Origin of the sequence: Alistipes sp. UBA1686 (assembly GCF_002320215.1) — a bacterium.
Taxonomy (GTDB): domain Bacteria; phylum Bacteroidota; class Bacteroidia; order Bacteroidales; family Rikenellaceae; genus Alistipes; species Alistipes onderdonkii.
Map to the genome: position 1 here is coordinate 359,915 of NZ_DCKA01000018.1, position 19,407 is coordinate 379,321.

Annotated in this window: 14 protein-coding genes; 4 read left to right on the plus strand and 10 right to left on the minus strand. The window is 52.4% G+C overall.

What is annotated here, in order from left to right; all coding sequences use genetic code 11:
* Window positions 1–9: 9 nt before the first annotated feature.
* The 10 genes from B3C38_RS09305 to B3C38_RS09350 form a co-directional block, all read right to left on the minus strand.
* On the minus strand, window positions 10–2,547 hold the full coding sequence (locus B3C38_RS09305) for a glycoside hydrolase family 38 C-terminal domain-containing protein (RefSeq protein ID WP_414630907.1): 2,538 nt from the start codon (window positions 2,545–2,547) through the stop codon (window positions 10–12).
* A 571-nt stretch (window positions 2,548–3,118) separates the two neighbouring features.
* Window positions 3,119–3,622 carry a HEPN domain-containing protein gene (locus B3C38_RS09310; RefSeq protein ID WP_286726824.1) on the minus strand — a complete coding sequence of 168 codons (504 nt, stop codon included), beginning with the start codon at window positions 3,620–3,622 and terminating at the stop codon, window positions 3,119–3,121.
* Between the two features lie 1,198 nt (window positions 3,623–4,820).
* Entirely contained in the window at window positions 4,821–5,756 is a 936-nt protein-coding gene (locus B3C38_RS09315) for a glycosyl hydrolase family 18 (RefSeq protein ID WP_229111483.1), read from the minus strand.
* Between the two features lie 62 nt (window positions 5,757–5,818).
* The gene (locus B3C38_RS09320) at window positions 5,819–7,348 is read right to left on the minus strand and encodes a BT_3987 domain-containing protein (RefSeq protein WP_286726825.1); all 1,530 of its coding nucleotides are present in this window, start codon (window positions 7,346–7,348) and stop codon (window positions 5,819–5,821) included.
* A gap of 17 nt (window positions 7,349–7,365) precedes the next feature.
* Window positions 7,366–8,631 (minus strand): DUF1735 and LamG domain-containing protein, encoded by a 1,266-nt coding sequence (locus tag B3C38_RS09325; RefSeq protein ID WP_022331666.1) that lies wholly within the window; start codon window positions 8,629–8,631, stop codon window positions 7,366–7,368.
* An 8-nt stretch (window positions 8,632–8,639) separates the two neighbouring features.
* Window positions 8,640–9,557: a glycoside hydrolase family 18 gene (locus B3C38_RS09330; protein ID WP_237957141.1), complete on the minus strand. Its 918-nt coding sequence runs from the start codon at window positions 9,555–9,557 to the stop codon at window positions 8,640–8,642.
* A 9-nt stretch (window positions 9,558–9,566) separates the two neighbouring features.
* Complete coding sequence (locus B3C38_RS09335; RefSeq protein ID WP_055201580.1) at window positions 9,567–11,147, minus strand: SusD/RagB family nutrient-binding outer membrane lipoprotein; 1,581 nt, start codon at window positions 11,145–11,147, stop codon at window positions 9,567–9,569.
* Window positions 11,148–11,152: 5 nt separating this feature from the next.
* Complete coding sequence (locus B3C38_RS09340) at window positions 11,153–14,491, minus strand: SusC/RagA family TonB-linked outer membrane protein (protein ID WP_414630903.1); 3,339 nt, start codon at window positions 14,489–14,491, stop codon at window positions 11,153–11,155.
* Between the two features lie 156 nt (window positions 14,492–14,647).
* Window positions 14,648–15,655, minus strand: a complete 1,008-nt coding sequence (locus B3C38_RS09345) for a FecR family protein (protein ID WP_232045684.1) — start codon at window positions 15,653–15,655, stop codon at window positions 14,648–14,650.
* Window positions 15,656–15,800: 145 nt separating this feature from the next.
* Window positions 15,801–16,385 carry an RNA polymerase sigma-70 factor gene (locus B3C38_RS09350; RefSeq protein WP_018697374.1) on the minus strand — a complete coding sequence of 195 codons (585 nt, stop codon included), beginning with the start codon at window positions 16,383–16,385 and terminating at the stop codon, window positions 15,801–15,803.
* Window positions 16,386–17,411: 1,026 nt separating this feature from the next.
* Here B3C38_RS09350 and B3C38_RS09355 point away from each other — a divergent pair.
* From B3C38_RS09355 to B3C38_RS09370, 4 genes are read left to right on the plus strand one after another with little or no spacing between them, the layout of a single operon-like run.
* Entirely contained in the window at window positions 17,412–17,771 is a 360-nt protein-coding gene (locus B3C38_RS09355; RefSeq protein WP_286726827.1) for an SH3 beta-barrel fold-containing protein, read from the plus strand.
* Between the two features lie 46 nt (window positions 17,772–17,817).
* The gene (locus tag B3C38_RS09360; RefSeq protein ID WP_286726828.1) at window positions 17,818–18,123 is read left to right on the plus strand and encodes a hypothetical protein; all 306 of its coding nucleotides are present in this window, start codon (window positions 17,818–17,820) and stop codon (window positions 18,121–18,123) included.
* Window positions 18,120–18,368, plus strand: a complete 249-nt coding sequence (locus B3C38_RS09365; protein ID WP_286726829.1) for a DUF7688 family protein — start codon at window positions 18,120–18,122, stop codon at window positions 18,366–18,368. The genes B3C38_RS09360 and B3C38_RS09365 overlap by 4 nt, the downstream gene beginning before the upstream one ends.
* Window positions 18,361–19,134 carry an N-6 DNA methylase gene (locus B3C38_RS09370; RefSeq protein ID WP_286726830.1) on the plus strand — a complete coding sequence of 258 codons (774 nt, stop codon included), beginning with the start codon at window positions 18,361–18,363 and terminating at the stop codon, window positions 19,132–19,134. Before B3C38_RS09365 ends, B3C38_RS09370 begins: the two co-directional genes overlap by 8 nt.
* Window positions 19,135–19,407: the final 273 nt, after the last annotated feature.

Below are 19,407 nucleotides of genomic sequence, written 5' to 3' on the forward strand. Positions count from 1 at the left end.
GGCTTGGTCTTATTTTGTCAGTCGAAGGGTTTTCAGTCCGAAGCGGGGCATCGCCACCTCGATTTCCGATACGCCGCCCCGCTTGCGGATGGCGCAGGCGGCCGTCGCGTTCCCGTTCAGGTCGGTCTGCTCGACCTTCGAAAGCGGGAAGGCGAACCTGATTTTCTGCGGGGTGCCGTCGCCGTCGGCGTTGAACAGGCGCACGACGATCTGCTCCCTGTCGAGGTAGGCGGCCGAAATCTCATAGCCCGTGCCCGCCGCGTCGATCAGCGAGGCTTCGTCAGCGGCGGCCTGCGCTGCAAACGTGCAGAGCAGCGGTTCGTTCCAGCGCCGGTTCTCCTCCTGGATGCCTGCGGCGTCCCATGCCCTGCGGTGGGGTACGACGGCGAACCGGATGTGCGTCGGGCCGTCGATGGGGTAGTCGCGCCCCCAGAGCCCGTTGCCGGAGTATTGCACCGTAAGTCCCAGCGGGGCGTCTGCGCCGTAGGAATAGGAGGTCGTGTGGTCGGAGAGGAGCGCCAAGCCGTAGCCGCCGTCCCGCTCCGCGAGGTCTACCCAGTGCAGGATGACGTTGTGCTTGATGTTGTCCCAGGTGGTGAAGTGGGTGTTTTCCAGCGTGCTTTTGCAGACGTCGAAAGGTGCGTCCTTATACAGCGCGGGGGCGTCGAGGGCGACCGGGAAGAGGATGTTGAGGTTGAAACGGTCGTCGTAGAATGCCCTGTGGTTGTTGTTGAAGCCGTCCTTCTGGCGGAATGCCCCGATGCCGACATTGTGCTGCCAGTCGATCTTCAGGTCGAAACCGATCTTCCGTTCGCCCTTGCGGAGCGTGATCGTCTGCGTGAAGGGGTGCGTGTCGATCCGGCCGCTGATGCGGACGCTCTTTTCCAGCTCGTTGTCGCAGAGTACGGTCACGGTGGCCGGGGACTGTGCCGAGGAGTGGAACTGCCCCTGGTCGTAGAAGAATCCCCGCAACTCGCCGAAGGCGAACCGGTGCTGCGGGTCGGCGAATTCCTTCCCGCCCTCCTTTTTTGCGACGAGGCTCGTGATGGTGCCTCCCCGTGCAGGGTCGATCACGATCCGGTACATGTCGTTCTCGAGGATGTATTCGTCCGCCCCTATCTGGCGGGGTGCGGCCGCGGCCGCGTTGCCGGATGTCTTTTTTACAGTGTAGGTCGTGTACCCGAATGCCGGGACGGAGGCTTCGAACAGGAGCCGCCGCCCGCCCGCCGTCGGGACGATGGCATGCGGAACCCGTTTGCCTTTGGCGTTTGTCACTGCCAGCTCCCCGTCGCCGAGGCCTTCGGGCAGCGTCGCCGACACCGTTTCGCGGCGGGGGCTGCCGAGCGTGTTGCAGACGCGCAGGTAGGTTGTCTGGCCGTCGCCGCTCGGTGCCGCGAAGCTTTGCAGCGCATCGGCGATCACCCCGTCGCACAGCGAGTCGGTGGCGGCCGTCCAGCGGCGGATGTGCTGCGCCCATGTCCCCTGCCTGTTGAGCCCGTTGTAAGGTACGATCCACGAGTCGTGGTGCTGGGCGAGCATCAGCGTCCGCCAGCCCTCGTCGAGCGTTGCCTGCCCGTAGCGGTAGCCGTTCACGAGGTTGGCGATGACCCCCGCCTTTTCGGCCATGACAAGCTTGTTCTCCGATTCGCGCACCTGCTGCGCGATGCGCTGCAAGACCTGGCTGCCCCACATGAGGCTTACGCGGACATCTTCCTGCGGCATGCGGTAGTCGTCGGAGCTCCTGCCGTCGGTCACCCGTTCGAAATACTCCCGCCACGTGACGTAGACCGAGTTGTTGCGGATGCTGTCGCCTGACCCGATCCAGGGGCCGTATTTCCATCCCGCATCCTGGTAGCACATCCCCACGGGGTGGGCGATGCCGTATGCGATGCAGGCGTCGAGGTACTCCTTCTCATTGCCCCATGCCGTGGTCTGCCACACCGAGTTTTTCTGGAGCTCTTCGCAGGCATGGCGCGGCGAAGTGAGGATCGAACTGCCGTCGGGGCCGACCCAGTTGACCAGTTCGCCGCCGTAGGGCGCCGTGTACCCGCCCCAGCAGGTATTCGGACACTTCAGGGAGGCGTATTTGAACCCGTAGAGTTTCAGGATTTGCGGCAGGCAGCTGGTGAAGCACGGCTCCTCGACGGAGTAGGTGACGAACTCCACGTCGGGGAAATGACTGCGGATCTTCCGCATGCCGTATCCGAACTGCCGGATGATGCTTTCGCCCGAGATGTTGTAGCAGTAGGGCTGGGCATAGGACGGGTTGGTGAATTCGACGCGCCTGTCGGCGGCGATCGCCTTGAAGCGGGCGTAGTCGGCCGGCGTACGCACCTCGACGGTGTCCCACGTCTCGGGTTCGATCTCCAGCCCGATCCTCCATTCGGGATGCGCGGCCATCTGGTCGGTGATGAAGCGGGTTTTCCAGGCGACCGGGTAGTGGCCGTAGACGCCCCCGTGGTATCCGTCGACGAAATAAACCCGTTGCTGGGAGCGGACGGGGGTGCCCGATGCGAGCAGGAGCAGGGCCAGGCACAGCGCCGTTATGACTTTCGGCTTCCGGCGGTACGATGTGCCGTGCCGCATATCCCCTGTCCTTCCGAAAATCGTCCGGGCTGCCTTGCACACGGATGCAAACCCGTTGTAAAATGAGTCCATGGTCGTATTTAAGTTTGGTTTGTAGGTTTCGGAACATTGCGTAATTCCACTTTTACAAAGTAACTTAATAAAAATGTAACCCGGGATTATATCCCGGGTATGTTAGAGGTAAAGTAAATATACTTTTTTGGAAAGGTGTTTATAAACAGCGGTTTATGCGCTCGGATCCCGGCCGTTTTGGTAAACCGGATTGAAATCCGCCGGTCGGCATTCTGCCGTGGTTTTTGTCCGGTTTTGTGCCCGGGATGCTGCCCCGGCCTGTTTGTGGCCCGTTTGTGGCGTGTTGTTTTCTTTTGTTAATTTGTATGTTTGCCGCAATAGTGCGGACAACGTGGCCACACCTTGTTCGGTAAAAGCAAGCGGCAAAGATGATTTTTGCCGCTTTGTCCGGATGTCGTAAATCTTATTTTGGATAACTGTTATTTCTATTGTTCGGGTTTGAGGGGCAGGGCGGTTTCGTTTATTGGGCTATTTTCTGTTTGTAGTAGTCGAATTGTTTCCGGCAAACATTTTCCACAACGTCGCGGAGCAGTTCGACTTTCGGCATAAGCGCGTCGATATCCTCTTTGGTGACGACGAAATCATCGGTATACCGGGCTTCGACGTAAGCGCTTCTTAAAAGTTCGAACAGGCGTTTTTCTTCCGGTGTGTCGCGGAGAAAGACTTTTGCCAATTCCATTGTGTAAATCTTGCATTTCTCAATCAGAAATTCAAGGTCATGTTCCTTATGACCGTAAAGAGCGAATACCAACGGGATAGTCTTTATAAAATATTCAGTCGCTTGGTGCAACATAAAAGAGGTCATTGGATAAGTTTTTCGATCATACGCAATTTTAGTATGGAATAAAAAATCCGTTGCACTCGCAAATTTCTTGTCGTAATACTTTTGCGCCTTTTTCTCAATCTCGCAAAAATTCAGTTCGCGCGGAGTGGCTAACTGATTCCCCCGAATCGTAAAGTACAACACCCTGTGTGAGAATATCCGCATAAAAATAATGGCCCTCCGAAAGCGCGTTGTTTAACTTTACAATTCCTTTAAGCAGTTTTGTTGTAGAGGGGCGGCATCAGCTGTCGAAAACAAACTGAAAAAGCAACTACCATGCAAACTTTAAGGAATTATCACAACTCGGCATAGCCGACGGACATAACTATAAAGGGTAAACAACCCTTTATACCATCGAAAACTTGGAGACTTCTTCGGAAGATGTTTAGCGCGGTATAATGGTTGTCAGTCCTTGTTATGTCCTGCTTGCTTTTTGCGAGCAGGACGACAAGGCGCAGGACAGCTTCCGCGCAATGGTTTCTCCAAGACCTTCGATGGAAAGTTGACACCGCGCCCCTTTTTTATGCCTGTCCGGGGCGCAAAATCCAGCTTCAAATTCATCCCCTGAATTTATGGAAACCCGTGGCGTCCTGCCGTCCTTGCGTACTGTCGCCGCACCTGCGGATTGCATCCGCCCCCGAACCGGGAGCGGACGGAATCGGTATGTTCCGGCGGCAAGCGCCTGCCGTGGTTCGGTGGTAAACAGGTATGCGCGCGCACCTGCGGGAGCAGCCGGGCGAGATGGATTGACTTGGCATGGTTATTATCCGGCTGTTCTTTTTTTCGGTCTATTCAGCCAATTCCACGATTATAACCGAAATGTTATATCTTTACGCCGTCATTCAGCAAACGGCAAGGTACGTTTATTGCGTTCCTGTGAATTGATACGCCCATTCGTCGAATTTCATAAGGCAATATTTTGGGTAGGGGGATGGGATCCGTACTCCCACCCCCGTTTTTCGAATCTTTTCCGCCCATCATATAAACTGTCCCCGCGTGCCGGCAAGGAAACTGTGGCTGATGTAGCCGCCGTATCGTCGCATGCGGCGAAGCATTCGCATGTCCCCGCGTTCGTTCGACCCTTCGTTACCGGGCGAAGTTTTCTATTGTCGCCGCGCGGGTCATGGGGGCAGTTTGTCCGTCCGGTTGGGCTATGACGGGTTCTTCTGCACTATTGCAGGCTGTAAATGTAAATGTGTATGCCGCTGCTGCGACAACATACACGTTATCATTGTCTTTTTCATGGCTGTTGTTTGTTTCGGATGAAAAACCGCGCACCGCGAAAGTGGTGCGCGGATACTTTAATCACAACCTATTTCTTCTCATTTCGCGTAAAACATTAATTGCCATAGTCTTTCGAGTAGGTCTTTCCGGTGTGCGAAACGGTTTCCCCGAAAGCCTGGGCTGCTGCGTTAAACGACGAAAGGCGATAGGGCGACATCGGCAGGTTGAAGAAACAGATACCACGTGCATCGGCGTTCTTGGCCTGCGTTGTGCGAGATCTGATTGCGGTGTCCGAAAGCGGACTGGTCAGGTTTACGAACAGCGGCAGGTATTTGCCAGCCGCGAACGACGAATTGAACCCATAGCCGTTCAGCGAACCCTGGCAGCCCCAATCGAGATGGCTGATAGCCGTGGATGAGAGCGTACCGGTGTTACCCCAATCGAATACGCTGATCGACTTGTTGGTCTTGCCTGCCAGCGCGATAATCATGTTGCTGTACGAAGTGCTGTTAGCATTCGGATAGCCGCGGGTTCCGTACTCCGCCCACTCGTCGTCAAAATCGTAGCCGTCTACGATATTGTCGTAGGCAACCAGATCATCCGTGTAAGTACCGATTTGTGCTGCGGTAAGGTTGGCGAATCCGGCACCGGTGTGGTCGCCGAGGTTGCCCATGATGACCTTGATACCTTTTGCCTGGAGCGGCGCGATGTACTTGGCGGGATTTGCGAGGATTGCGGCGTTGTTCGGGTTGTTGTAGTTGTGGACATTGCCCGATGCGTCGCCGCGGATGTTGGATGCAAAGAGAATGACGTGCGTAAAGAACGGAGTGCCGTCCGACAGGAGATATTCTCCTGCGTTGAGCGGATTGACGTCGTTTACTTCGACGTAAACAACGCGGTAGAAGTTGCCGAGCGTTGCCGCGCGGGTCATCGGGCCGGCCTGATCGGTCGGGTCGTTTGCGATGGGTTCCTCGGCCTGCTGGCACGAGGTCATCAACAATGCGGATGCAGCGAACAAGGTGCAGGCTGCGAATAAGAATTGTCTTTTCATAAGGTTAATTTTGGTTAAAAGGTTGAGGTTTGAGAATTATAGGTTGTAGTTAAAGTGGTTTTTTACCAGTCTTTTCTGAAGTTCCCGTAATTGTTAAAATCCAAATTTACGTTTATCAATAGTATCATTCCGTCGTATTCCCAATCCCAATCGGTAACTGCATCTGCCACTATATTGAAAGCGCTTTTGGGGCCTTCTTCATATCCTGCCGAGTTTGTCGGCATATCCCAGAATGCGAATACGTTCCCCGATTGGGTTTCGCGGTACAGCGATTTAACCGCTGGAGTCAAAATTGGATTTAATTGTGCGCTTTCCTGCGTATTGTGCGTTTTCAGCAGCGCGCCGCCGTATTTGGATTGCTCCAGCCCGGCAATGGGTTTGAGCTTTGCACCGTCGGTGTAAGCATCCACGACTTCATCGAAAATTCCCGACCAGGCATAGTCGATGTATTTTCCGGCTTCGATGCCGTCGTGTGCCGTAGCGAGCAGGTCGGTGCTCTCCGCGTCGCAGGCCACGGTGACGAGTTTGCCGTCGCCCAATGCTTCCTTTGTCGCCTTTATCAGTTTGGCGTAGGATGCGGGATTTACACCGGGCATACCGTCTTTGCCGTAGGACGCTTCGATGTCGAAGTAGTTTACGCCGTCCAACTTATATGTTTCCACCACATATTTAAGCTGGAAAACAAAATCAGCGGTCTGCTCGTCGGTCATATTGCAGAATCCAAGTCCCGTATTTCCGCCTGTGATGCAAATAAGCACCTTACGACTGCTTTTCTGCAAGGGCATGAGGTATTTGTCGCGGTTGCTCAAGACGTATTGCAGATCCGGTCCGATGTCGAGCATGGCCCGCCGTGTCGTCTTGTCGAATTTTAGCGCCGCGGGGCGGAGTACTTCGATATCGATCCACGTTTGGGTTATCGTATTGAAATCGGGGTCAAATGTTTCTGCATAAAATTTGGTTCCCATCAGCGGGCTCATTTCCTCGGTATTGACATATCCCACGATTTTGAAAGCATAGGCATCGAGCTGCGTTTCGGGTACGATCTCCCCGACCAGGATCCGGTAGTAGATTACCTGGTCTTTTTCGGACGGGGACATGTCGTTATTGGCAACGGTCGCCCGCAGGGGCAGCAGATAGGCGCCTTTTTCGACCCCTTCGCGGCTCAACGTGACGGTAAGAGCAGGAGAGGTTTTCTCTCCCCTCTTGACCGTCAGCGTTTTGCCTCCTTCGAAAGTCACATTTTCCAACGGAAACAGCGTCAGTTTTGCGTCACCTTGTTTGTCTTTGTTGTATTCGTCCACAAGCGTTGCGTCCGCATCGACCGTAACCGTCACGTCTGCGGCTGCGGGCTGGGTCAGTTGGTAGAACACGGCGTCTGTGGTCGTCTGTTCTTCGCTGAGTTTGAGTGCCGAAATCTGATCGGGCGTTTTTTCCCGGCGCAGCACTCCGCCGACGTTTGCAAGGTCGTCCTTGCCGGGAATATCCCCGGCCGTGCGGGTAAAGTCCTCGGCGTCGCACGCGGCCATCGCTGCGAGCGTAAGGCAAAGTGCCGAAGTGCGCAGCAGACCTGTTATTTTATTCATGTTTTTCATAGTTCAAGATTTACGGTTTATTCTTGCTTGTTGAGCTGCGGAATTTCCACCGAGGTATTCCATTTCAGATCGGTATGCGCTACGGCATCGTTTCCGTACTGCGACCAGTCTTTGATGATGTTTCCCGACCCCTCGTTGAATTTCCAATAAGCGCGTAATTCGGGCTTCTCGGCCGGGTTTTCCACGTCGTACATGTCGCGCCAGATGTCGGCCTGCGTACGTGCGACGGACCATATGCGCACCTCTGAAATATCGCCGCAGAGCTGGCGGAAAGCGTCGTAGCTGTACCCGATGAAGAATTGCCGGGCGTCCGTTTCCGGGTCGGGGTCTATGGCGCGCAGTCCGAGGTTTATGACCTTTACGGTCGGCGCTACCTGCGTCTGGCTTTGGAGTTGTCCGTTTACGTAGATGCAGGCGATACCGGTTTCCAGGTCGTATGTGAAAGCGACATGATACCACTCCTCGAGCGACAGAAGTTTACCCTTGTTCTTTTCGGGGAATTTGCCCAGGCTTACGCCCGATCCGTCTACCTGGAGCTGGTCGGCATAGAAATTCGTGTCGCCGATACGCAGCAGCAGGTGTTGTTCCACACCCATGATCGTAGAGAGCTTTTCTTCGATGTAGGACGAAGTGGGACCTGCATAGTGGAAATCGTGAACGCGGACGATAGCTTCATAGGTTACGGCTGTCAACCCGTTTACGCAGTCGGCGGTTCCGGCTTTGTCGAACGCAGGCACGTCTATCCAGTTATCGGTGAGTACGGCGGCGGTCGTGATGGCCGAAGAACGGCGCACAAGATAATAGACGGTTTGGGAACCGGAGAGGGTCGAAAGTCCCCCCCCCGCTGAAACGATAGTTACCGGAAGCAACTGTGTTGCATCTATATCGAGCTGGTCGAGGTTCTTAAAATGGATGGTCAAAGGTTCCGATACGGATTTCCCGGCTTCTACGGTTGCCGTCCGTTCGGGGAACTCGTAGTAACTTTCATCGAGTACCGCATATTTCGTGTCGTGTTTGGCGTTGTAGGTGGCCGCGAGCGACGGGTCGATGCCAAATGTCACCTCGATATTCTCTTTTGCCGGGGAGATCAGCACGGCGGAGAGTTCGCGGTCGAGCTGTGTAACGGTCTTTTTAAAAGTTACGTTGTTGTCGCTCGACGTTTCGGCTACGTCGATGTATGCTGCGTTGTCGAACGGGTAACGGTTTTCATAATCCGATTCACACCCGGCCAGCAGGATAAAGGCAGCCGATACAAAATACAGATATGTTCTTCTCAATTTCATAAGGCGCATTATTTAGGGTTTGCCGGATTCAGCAGGCCGATGGCATGCTTGGTCTGTTTGTAATTTATGTAAGCGTCGTAGTAATCGTCCCCGATGTTGTAAATACCCAGCCCGGCTAACGGCCCCATTGTAATTACGCTTTTGGCGGCTTCGGCGATTGCGGGTTGCTGCACAAGGTTTTCATCCGTGAGTTTCCCGCCCGGCTCGGCCGTGATGATGATTTTTTCGAGCGCAATGCCGGCATAATCGGTCGCGTATGCAAGCTGGCTGCGGATATTGAACGTATTGACGGCATCCGTAGTCGTGAGTACGAAATAGGTGATGGCGTCGTGGCTCTCCTTTGCGATAAAGAGCGGGTTACCCTCCGCCATGAGGATTTTGCCGGTCAGGGACGACAGTTTGCTGACAATCGTTGCTGCGGCTTGGGTCGCCGCGGCATCCATAGCGCCGCCGTAACGTACCGTTACGCCGTCGAACTTATACCGGTTTACGTCCTCGATCACCTTGTCGAGATAGGTTCCCAGCGCTGCGGCGTCCGTAGATTCCGCGAGTGTGTTGTAATCTACGGTATAGAGTATTTTCGTGCCCTTGGCCTGCGCCTGGGGTATATCCTCGATGTCGTATTCGGTCAGGTTGCCGGCGTTTTCAAGTGCCACGATGTCGAGTGAATCGGGCAGTGAGCGCAGAAATGCCTTTTCCGAACCCGGTACGGCCGGGGCATTTGCCAGGCTTGCGTATACGATGTAGTGTTCGCTTGCCTTATACGCTTTGAGGGCTGCCAGATATGCGGCGTACTGCGCCGGATCTTGCTGGTCGGGTTTTATGATCTGCTGGTCTATCGGCTCGATGTCCGTGTCGCAGGCTGTGAAACAATAGGCCGCGGGAATGAGCAGCGCCAGAATCAGGTATTTTATAGTCTGTTTCATAGCTTCGGATTAATTTAAGGGTTTGCAGTCCCACCATGTGCGCGTGCCGCCGTTGTCGGGGCCGCCGAGCGAAGTTATCGCCGCTTCGACATTTGTGCGGTTCTCGGAATATTCCTCGGACGGGTAGGGAAGTCTGCGCATGCCGTATTTGGAATTCACCGTTCCGCCGGATTTATTGTCTTTGGCAGGCATCAGTTTCGGATAGCCCGTGCGCCGGTATTCCGCCCACGCTTCATTTCCGAGCGGAAAAATCGCAATCCATTTCTGGGTGATGATGCGTTCGAGGTTTTCTTCGAACTGTGCATCTTCTTTCCATTTGATCGTGATGCGGCTTTGCGGTAATGCGGTGTTGTTTTCGATAACGCCGAGAGGATCGGTGTAGGCTTCGGGGACGTTCGCTTCGTCGGCGATGTAATCCTCCGCACCGGCTACGCCGCGTTCCTCGAATGAAAGCCGTATGCCTTGTTCATAGAAATTCTGTGCCGATACCGCACTTCCCCAGCGCAGTTCATATTCGGAGCGCAGGAACGCGATTTCCGCTGCGTTCATCCATAAAATAGGGTCGGTGTCGGTAATGAGCATCGAGGAGCATGCCGTTACGGCCTTGGACTTGTTGGCCGGTGTCGTGCCGATGCGCAGGCCGTAATAGCCTTTCTCGGCGGCATCGCCCTCTCCGACGGTTCCCTGTGTGAACATCTTTGCCCGGCGCGGGTCTTTGTAGCCGTTCATGTAGCAGAGGATGTCGGCTCCGATGGCGTGATCCTGCCAACTGTTCCAAAGCAATGCCGTGCGGTTGAGTTCGGGCTGAAGCTTCGCATTGTCGGCATTCTCGGTGATGACCCCGTCGGCGATGGCTTCCGCGGCTTTGGCCTTTGCGGTCTGCTCGTCGATATAGGAAAGGCGCATCGCCATACGCAGTTTAAGCGAATTGGCGTATTTGATCCACTTTTTAAGGTCGCCGTTGTAAACCTGGTCGTATTCGCCGAAGGCTTCCGTACTCAAATCCCGGTTGCGCTCCAGCGCTTCCAGCGCGGCGTCCAGTTCTTTGAACATCTGCGTATATGCTTCCTGTTGCGTGTCATAGGGGACGGTCAGGCGTTCTTTTTTGTCCTCTACGATCTTGGAGTAGGGTATCGAGCCGTAAGCGTCGGCCAGGCGGTTCATAATCGCCACGCGCAGGACGTTGGCCAGGGCTACCGCCACTTCGTCGTCGGTTTTGTTGATGATGCCGCGGTAAGCGGGGTAAGTTTCGGTGATGACATCCACGAACGGCGCTTTGAGCCAGTCGGCGGTGGGATTGAACGTTGAGAATTTCGTTTCCCAGCTGTCTACCGTCGCTTCGACATAGCCGCCGTAGCTGCCGCCTTCGAGTGCTTCGACAAATTGGTATAGGTGTTCTTCCGAGGGGATCACCATATTTTGCAGTTTGGTGAGTTTCGACCCCACGAGGTAGTTGTCGCGTTCCAGTTCGTCGTCTGTCGCTTCGTTCGGATTACGGTTGTAATCTTCGAAGTTGTCAAGGCATCCCGTCGATGCGCTTACTATTGCGATAAGAGCAACGGCACGAATTATTGTCTTTATTTTGTTCATAGCCGTTAGAATTTAATGTTAATATTGAATCCCAGGTTACGTGTCGAGGGCATCATGAAATAGTCCATTCCCTGATAGAAATTGTTTGTCGATGCCACGGCTTCGGGGTCGAACGGCGCTTTACAATACATCATCCACAAGTTGCGGCCAACGAACGATACGGTGATCGAACATATGTTGTGCAGCCATTTGCGGGGAATCGTGTACCCCAGCGAAAGTTCCTGGAGCCGGACGTTGGTTGCCGAGTAGGTGTAATACTGGGGTATTCCGCCCTGCGACGCTATGGCCGTATACCAGGTTTCCGGGTTTACCAGGCTGCGGCCGTTTACCAAAGCACCTCCGGCATCGCGCGCGGCAGCCATTGCTTCGGACACGCCGAATAGATCCATGTTGGCTTGCGTGAGTGAATTGACGATGCCGCCGATGCGTGCCGTCACGAGGAATCCGAGGTTCAGGTTTTTCCACGATACGCTGTTGCGCCATGCGAGGTTATAGTCCGGGAATACGGAACCGAGTTTCATGTCGGGCAGGTTGTCCTCTACGACGACGTTGCCGCCCTCGTCGATCTCGATGTTGCCTTTGTCGTCGCGCCGCAGGTCGGTCGTGGAATAAAGGTCGCCCATCGAACCGCCTTCTTTGAGAATAAATTTCGCACGCCCCAGTTTACTGATCTGGAGTCTGTTCATGGTGATCGTTTCCTCGGTGATCGGGTTGTACCACTCCTTGCAAAGTTCGATGATCTTGTTTTTGTTCCAGGAGAAAGTAAACTGCGAGTTCCAATTCCAGTTTTTCCATTGGTGGTCGTATCCCAGGCTTGCCTCGACACCCGTATTGCGCACGTGGCCGGTCTGAATATAGATGTCCGAGTAGCCGGACGATGCGGACAGATTCGGATTGAAAGTCTGGTTATAGGTGTCGGCGCGATACCACGATGCCGAGAGTGTGAATCCATGCAGGAACCGGGCGTCGAAACCTAATTCCCAGGTTTTCGTCCGCTCCGGGTAAAGCTGCCCGATAGGGTAGTTCGATTTGTCGTCCCAGCCGGAAATGGTGTCGTCGTAAGGGTGTGTGGCGATTGTCAGTTCCCGCGGAAAGGGGTTTGCTACCGAAGCCCACGAAGCACGGATTTTCAGGTAGTTGAACTTCTCCGGGAAATTGAATGTACTGCTGGGCAGCCACGATACGCCGACCGAGGGGTAGAAAAACGACTTTTGGGGTGAGTTGGCAAGTTGCGACGCCCAGTCGTTACGTCCGGTCGTCGTTACGAACAGTTGCGACTTCCAGCCCAGTTCCAGGGAGTAGAAAAACGACTGCGTTTGTTCGTGCCAGCCGGTTTTCGGCGTTTTCTTCTGGCTCTTGTCGAGGTTCACGACATTGAAGATGTTGGGAGCGCCGGCAATGGGGCCATATACCGAGAGTTCGTCGAAGCGGTTGTCTTTGATCGACGCGCCGATATGTGCGTCGAGCGAGAATTTCTCTTTGAACGTCTTGCTGAGGTTGAGCATTACGTCGCCGTAGGTCTGTCGTTCTTCGCCGCGGGTTTCGGTATATTTACCTTTTTTGCTGTTCTCCAGCAGCGTGGGGTTCGATGTGGCGTACAGTTTTTCCGTATATAAACTGTTGGTGTTATCGACGCGGATACGTCCTGCGACATTCATCCAGTCGGTGATTTTATAGGTAATGCCGCCTGTGAACATATAGCGCTTACGGCTGTTTTCGCGGGGGTTGCGGTAGGCGATCCAATAGGGATTCTGCATGCGCAGGTCGCCGCCCTCGCCCTGCGGCCAGAACTGTTCATAGATTTTGCGTGCGGGGTTCCAGCGCTCGAATGCCTTTACGAGCGAAAAATCATCGCCGCGGGGAAAGAGATAAGCCGATACGAGCGGGTTTGAGTACACGCCCTGGTTTATCATGTTGCGGTCTTTCTGGATGATGTAGCTGCCGCTTACGTCCAGTGTCAAACGGTCGTTCAGCAGGTTCGACGTGTTGCGGAATGTAAAGTTATAACGATTGTACTTGTTGTTGGGGATCAGTCCTTTGGAGTTTACCGCTGCGGTCGAGAAATAGATTTGGTTTTTCTCCGTACCCCCGGACAGTGTTACGGAGTTCGTCAGGATGTGACCTGTCTGCAGGAAATCTTCGGGCGAGTAGTTGTAACGTGCCGCCTGGTTGAGCGGTGCGCCCCAGCTGTGGATCGTCGAACCGCTGGCTTTGCCTTTACGCCCCGTGCCGTAGCGGGTCTGAAAGTCCGGCAGGCGCAGCGGGTTCATAAATTCCGTGTTACTCGAAACCTGTATCTGTGTTGCTCCGGCCTTACCTTTCTTGGTGGTAATGAGCATTGCACCGTTCGCGGCGTCGGAACCGTACAATGCCGCGGCTGCGGCTCCGGTCATAACGGATATGGATTCGATGTCGTCGGGGTTCATGTCGGCGATGGATTCCGTTGTGCCGCGTGATCCGAATTCCATGCTGCCATCGCTGGTGAAGTTGTGCATGGGAATACCGTCGATTACATAAAGTACGTTCGAGGTCTGCATAATCGACTTCATACCGCGCATAATGACTTTGGCCGAACCGCCCACACCGGACGAACTGGTGTTGATAACGGCTCCGGCGACTTTACCTGCGAGGCTGTTCACGAAGTTTGCGGATTTCACGGTCGTCACGGCTTCGGACTTCACTTGCTGCACGGTGTAGGCCAGCGCCTTTTCCGAGCGTTTGATACCCAGGGCCGTGATCACCACGTCTTCAATCTGCTCGGCTGCTTCGTTGAGTGTTATGGTAAAAAAGGTTTGTGTGCCGATTTTTACTGTTACGGGGTCGTAGCCGATGAAATTGATATACAATTCGGCGGTTTCCACAGGTGCGGGGACTTGGAGCGAGAAAGCGCCGTCAAGTCCGGAACTTTCGCCGATGGTCGTTCCCTTTACGACCACCGATGCCCCGACAACGGGTGTCCCTTTGGTGTCGCGCACGACACCGCTGACCTTTGTGGAACCGTTGTTTGCGGTTTTCTTGTCCGGGGCTGCGGAAAGATAAATGTTCTGCTGGTAGATTTTGTACTCGGTATCCGTTCCGGCGACCATTGCCTGCAAAGCGGTATCGAGCGGTTTATCGGCGACATTGATACTGATGGTTCTGTTAATGTCTACGCCTTTATTTACGATGAAGAAATAGCTGGTCTGTTTTTCTATTTCATTCATAACCTGCTCCATGCGAACATTGTCCATCTGCAATGTTACTTTCGCGGTCTGGGCATACGCTCCCCATGCGGAGAACGTGGAGCAAATCATGAATAGAAAAGTAAACCAGCATTTAATTTGCTGAATAAATTTATTATTCATAGATTTGTAGATTAGTGGTTGTTAGATTGGTTCAAATTCTATTAGCCGCTATGCCTGCGGGTGGTTGCTACACCTGCGGGCTTTTTTTGCGACTTTGAAAATTCATAGTCTTATCTCATAGGCATTGTAGGTTTTTGTTAGATAATCTCGTCATAGTTATTTTATGTGGATTACATTGTTTTCGTCTTTCTCATATTGGAACGGGGTTATTTTCTGCAAGGCCCTTAGCGCATAGTCCAGCCCCATATTGACGGGGATTTTTCCGCGGATGACGTCGATCTGCGGAAGTTCGGCCGTTTGGATCTGGATTTTCACACCGTATGTTTTCTCCATTTTGGCGATGATGTCGGCAAACGGGTGTCCAACGAGATTCAGAATACCCTCCGTCCATAAATAGTCGTCCGTATTCTCAATCCTGGTCAATACCAGACGATTCCCGTTTAGGCATACCTTTTCGTTCGGGTCTAATATAATCTGGTCGCCGCTTGCCAGTTTGTTGGTTACTTTGACTTTTCCCCTCAATAATGCAGTCGTGAAGTCGTGTGTCAGTTCGTCTGCCGTTACATTGAATTTCGTGCCCAGCACTTCCACGTCGCAGGCGAAAGTTTCCACGATGAAGGGACGGGCGGCATCATGCTCTACGTTGAACATGGCCTCGCCGGAGAGTTTCACACGGCGATTCCTATTGAACCGTATCGGATATTCCAGTTTTGCCCCGCTGTTCAGGCAAACGCTGGTTCCGTCCTGGAGTGTAATGTCTATACGTTGTCCTGCCGGTGCGGCAACGGACAGATATTGTTTTGCGGTATCTTCGATAATGACGGTTCTGGAAGCGTACCAACTGCCAGCGACCAATAGTAATACTGCGGCAGCCTGGGTACAGATACGAATAAAGCGCTGGCGATACCATTTCAGGCGTCTGGTCGGCAGCTGCAGATGGGGGTGGTGCGGATAAGGGACATTTGCGATAAGTGCGTCCTGCATAGACCATAATGCATTTAGTTCTTTCTGGTTGTTGGGGTCGGCATCGAGCCAGTCTACAATCGTTTTTTCTTCCTGCTCGGAAGTTTGGCCGTTTATGTACTTATATAATAATTCTTTGTCCATTTTTTTACATAGTGTGGCGAGTGCATTATGAATTTGGGCAGCCCGCAGCGAATCCATAATTTTTCCCTTGGTAATTTTTCCCGATAACGAAATTATGCTTTGTCTGTTTACAACTATATGGTGCGTGGGCGCACGACATTTACATCGAAAAAGTGCGTTTTTCGTTAAATAAATTTTCTTAAAAAAATGGTAATTTTTTTAATTATCGTATAACGCTGGAATACAGGACGATAATTAAAATGATGAGATAGTCGTTCAGTGCGATTCGCATGATGGCCAAAGCCCGTTGGATATTGGCTGTGACGTTGCGCACATTGATTCCTGTAATTTCGGCGATTTCTTGGTAAGTCTTGCCCTCGAAGCGGTTGTAAAGGAAGATTTGCCGCATGGGTTCGGGCATTTTGTTGATCTGGCTTTCGATGATGGATTTTATTTCCGCCGTAAAGGATGCTTCGGGGTTGGTACTTTCCAAAACGGTGATTTTGGCTTTGATGCTGCGGTAAGCCGTCGTATGTATTTGTTGCTGGATTTTGAGTCTGTTTTTCTGGTTGCGCAGCCATTCAAGACAGCCATGTTTCACGGATCCTAAAATATATGCCTGGATAGTCGTAGTAATATTCAGCTTGTCCTTGTTTTCCCAAAAATAAAGGAAGCTGTCGGTAACGATGTCCTCCGCGGCCATATTGTTGCGGATGTATGACCGGGCGATAATGATAAAACGAGGCTTATACTCGGAGTATAATCGTTCGAAATTTTCGAGCGTGATATGTTTATCCAGTTCTGACATGCATGTAGATTGATTCAAAGGTAAACTTTTTTATCAAAATTCAAAAATTTATAGAATGTCTGTTGATATTGGGCGATGTGAAATACCGGGCTTATTCTTTCATGCGGAACGAACCGGAAAAAAGGATGAGGTCAAATCATATCGTTATGGACAATTTCGGTCAGACGCGGTAATTGCAGATCGAGTCCGAAAGTGAAACATAAAAAAAGCAGATGAATGAGTAAGGCATCAAGGGAGATTATAAAACATTATAAGAAGAAGTGTGCGAGGAAAAAATCAATATAATTCAGGCAAGTTCGTGTTAATGAGATTGAAATGATCTCGCTGGCTTTTTATTACTCTCGTGCAAGACAGCAAACAAAAAAAAGACAACTGATTGATCATCAATTGTCTTTTTCTTTTAGTTGTGCCCAGGACAAGAGCAATGATATTTTATTAAGATATACCAATAAACGGAAAAAGCGTGCGTATAGTCACCTATACGCACGCTTTTTTATGCTTAAACATTATTCTTGCGGAACAAACTTCTCGATAATTTGCGTTTTCTATCGTAAATTGATGATAGATTCTTCAGGATCTATTCGCTTTAAAGCGGAACCGCTCCATGAAGCGGCGGCCAGCCATTAGGCCGGCTATTTCCCGCGCGGATCTTCTATCCTTTGCGCGGTCTTTCTCATCAGTTTTTATCACAGCACTCGAAGTACTCTCCCTGGTACAAAGCTAATAGTGCCAGTCTTGACACATCTCCCTTCGGCGCACTTCTTTGAAAAAATTAACCCCGGCTCCACCGGGGCGTCCTGAAGTAATTTTTTCAAACAACTGCTTCTTCACTCGCTTTAGTCACCACATTTCTCCGAACTGTTAGACAGGCCCTATATGTTTTGTACCAGGGAGAGGAAGGTTACCCAACCGACCTCACCCAGAGTTCTTTGACGTACTTAAGGAGCCAATATCAGCGGGTGTATTCCCGCGTCTATCAATTCACAATTAAAACTCCGGCGCAGGAGTATAAAGTCTGCATTTTTTATGACAGAAAACTATTTGGTCAGTATTCTGACTGATGAATTGGCACCATTCACCAGTTTGCCTTTTTGGCAGATTCAGGCGAAAGTGTGTGATGCCGTACACAGAGCTATGCGGCAGACTGACGGATTGGATGAATTTATAAATGCGTTGCAAAATCGAATTGTACGATTCAGTTACAAAAAGACGGACGGTTCTGTACGGGAAGCTATCGGAACTATGAAGCCGAGTGTGTTATCGACGCTTTCGGCGAAGATGCAGTCCGGCCAAAAACGACGTAGTACAGGTTGCATCGTTTATTTCGACCTTGAGCGGGAAGATTGGCGGTGCTTCCGTCCCGAAAATTTCATATCAATTCTTTAAGTCTTATCGAGGGGCGGAAACCCGCCCCTCTTCAAAATTCTATTTTATGCCAACTTACGATTTTTATCAGGATGTGCTATGCACAAGCTGGGAACGCAGACACTTCACTGTCACGGCCCAGAATCAGGAAGAAGCCGACATGATCGCCGCGCAATGCAAGGATAAGCCTCTGTGCTTTGATCCGGATGCTGAACCCGGAAAGACCGTCTATTGTGTCTTCGAGGATGAAACACTCCTTGAGACGGTGGAACCTCTGCCTATCGCAGATAATCATGGCAAACCGACGATCGAGGTGTACCGAAGGAACAATAACATGTTCATTGCCGATAACTATAAAAATCGGAAGCTATGAGAGACGAGATCAGACAAAACGGTGAAATGCTCCTTTGGGCCGAAGGCGAGGAGTGGACAAGTATCCCGATGATTTTCCGGAATATCACTGGCAAGAACTTTACGGGTGAAGAGTATCGAAATTATATCGAATACTGGATCTTATCACGTGGCTTTGAACTTGGCCCCGTCGAGTTGTGGTGCGACGGCCGGTTCGTAGAACGCGGCGAGATCAGATTGGCAGGAAAGGAGGTGCGTCGTGGCTAAAATTCAACTGCCCGCTGAGTTCAAGGGCTTCAGCGAAAAATTCGATGCGCTTGCCTACGGACAGGACAGTAGCCGGGTCTTCGATGATATGCTGGCCTACATTATCGACCTGTTTAGCTTCGACAATCCGTGGGAGCCTCACGGCCGATATAAAGACCCGGAGATCCGCAAGCGTTTCTTCGAGCTTTTTCAGGAGATCGTACTCCTGATGAACCAGAAGGTACGCGACGACGGGGAGTGGTACGACCCCTTCGGGAATCTTTATGAAACTCAAATTGCCTCACATGGCCGGCGTGCAAACGCCGGCCAGTTTTTTACTCCAGAGAATATTGTTGATTTAATGGTTTCAATAAATAGTGATGGACGGGATTTGACTGGGAAAGGGTTGAATTTCGGCGATCCTGCCTGCGGCAGCGGTCGGTTTCTTATTGCCGTCCATGCGAAATTCCCTGGTAACTACTGCTGTGGCGAGGACATTGACCGAACCTGTGCCCTTATGACCGTCTGCAACTTCATCCTGCATGGCGTGAACGGCGAAGTTATCTGGCATGATTCGCTTATGCCGACCAAAGATCACTTCTATGGAGCTTGGCGTGTCCGGCCGCGTCCGGATCTTCTGGGTATCCCTGAAGTTTCCAAAATGGAGTGGGAGGACACGCTGTGCTATGCCGTCTGGGAGAGCCGCCGCATAAAGGTCGACACCACCAAAACTTCAGAGTCGCCGGCTGCTGAAGCATCGCAGATCGTGCAACTCAACCTCTTCTGATCGAGAAGCCCGCCGGGAGGCGGGCTTCTCTTTTTTTTGCTCGAAGAAATCCCGCAACGGCAACCGGCCGCCGGCAGACTTCGCCTGCCGTTCGCGGCGACCCGGTCGCAGCCCCCTGAACTCGCGCCTCCGGGCGACGATGCCGCCCGGCCCGCTCGCGTCCGCCGTCGCTCGACAAGCGAACTCGGCGTCCGGGGGAGAGCGGTCGCCTCACTCACAACACGACGCAAAGTTAGCCGAAGTCACGTCGACAGCGGCAAGGATCGGCCTCGG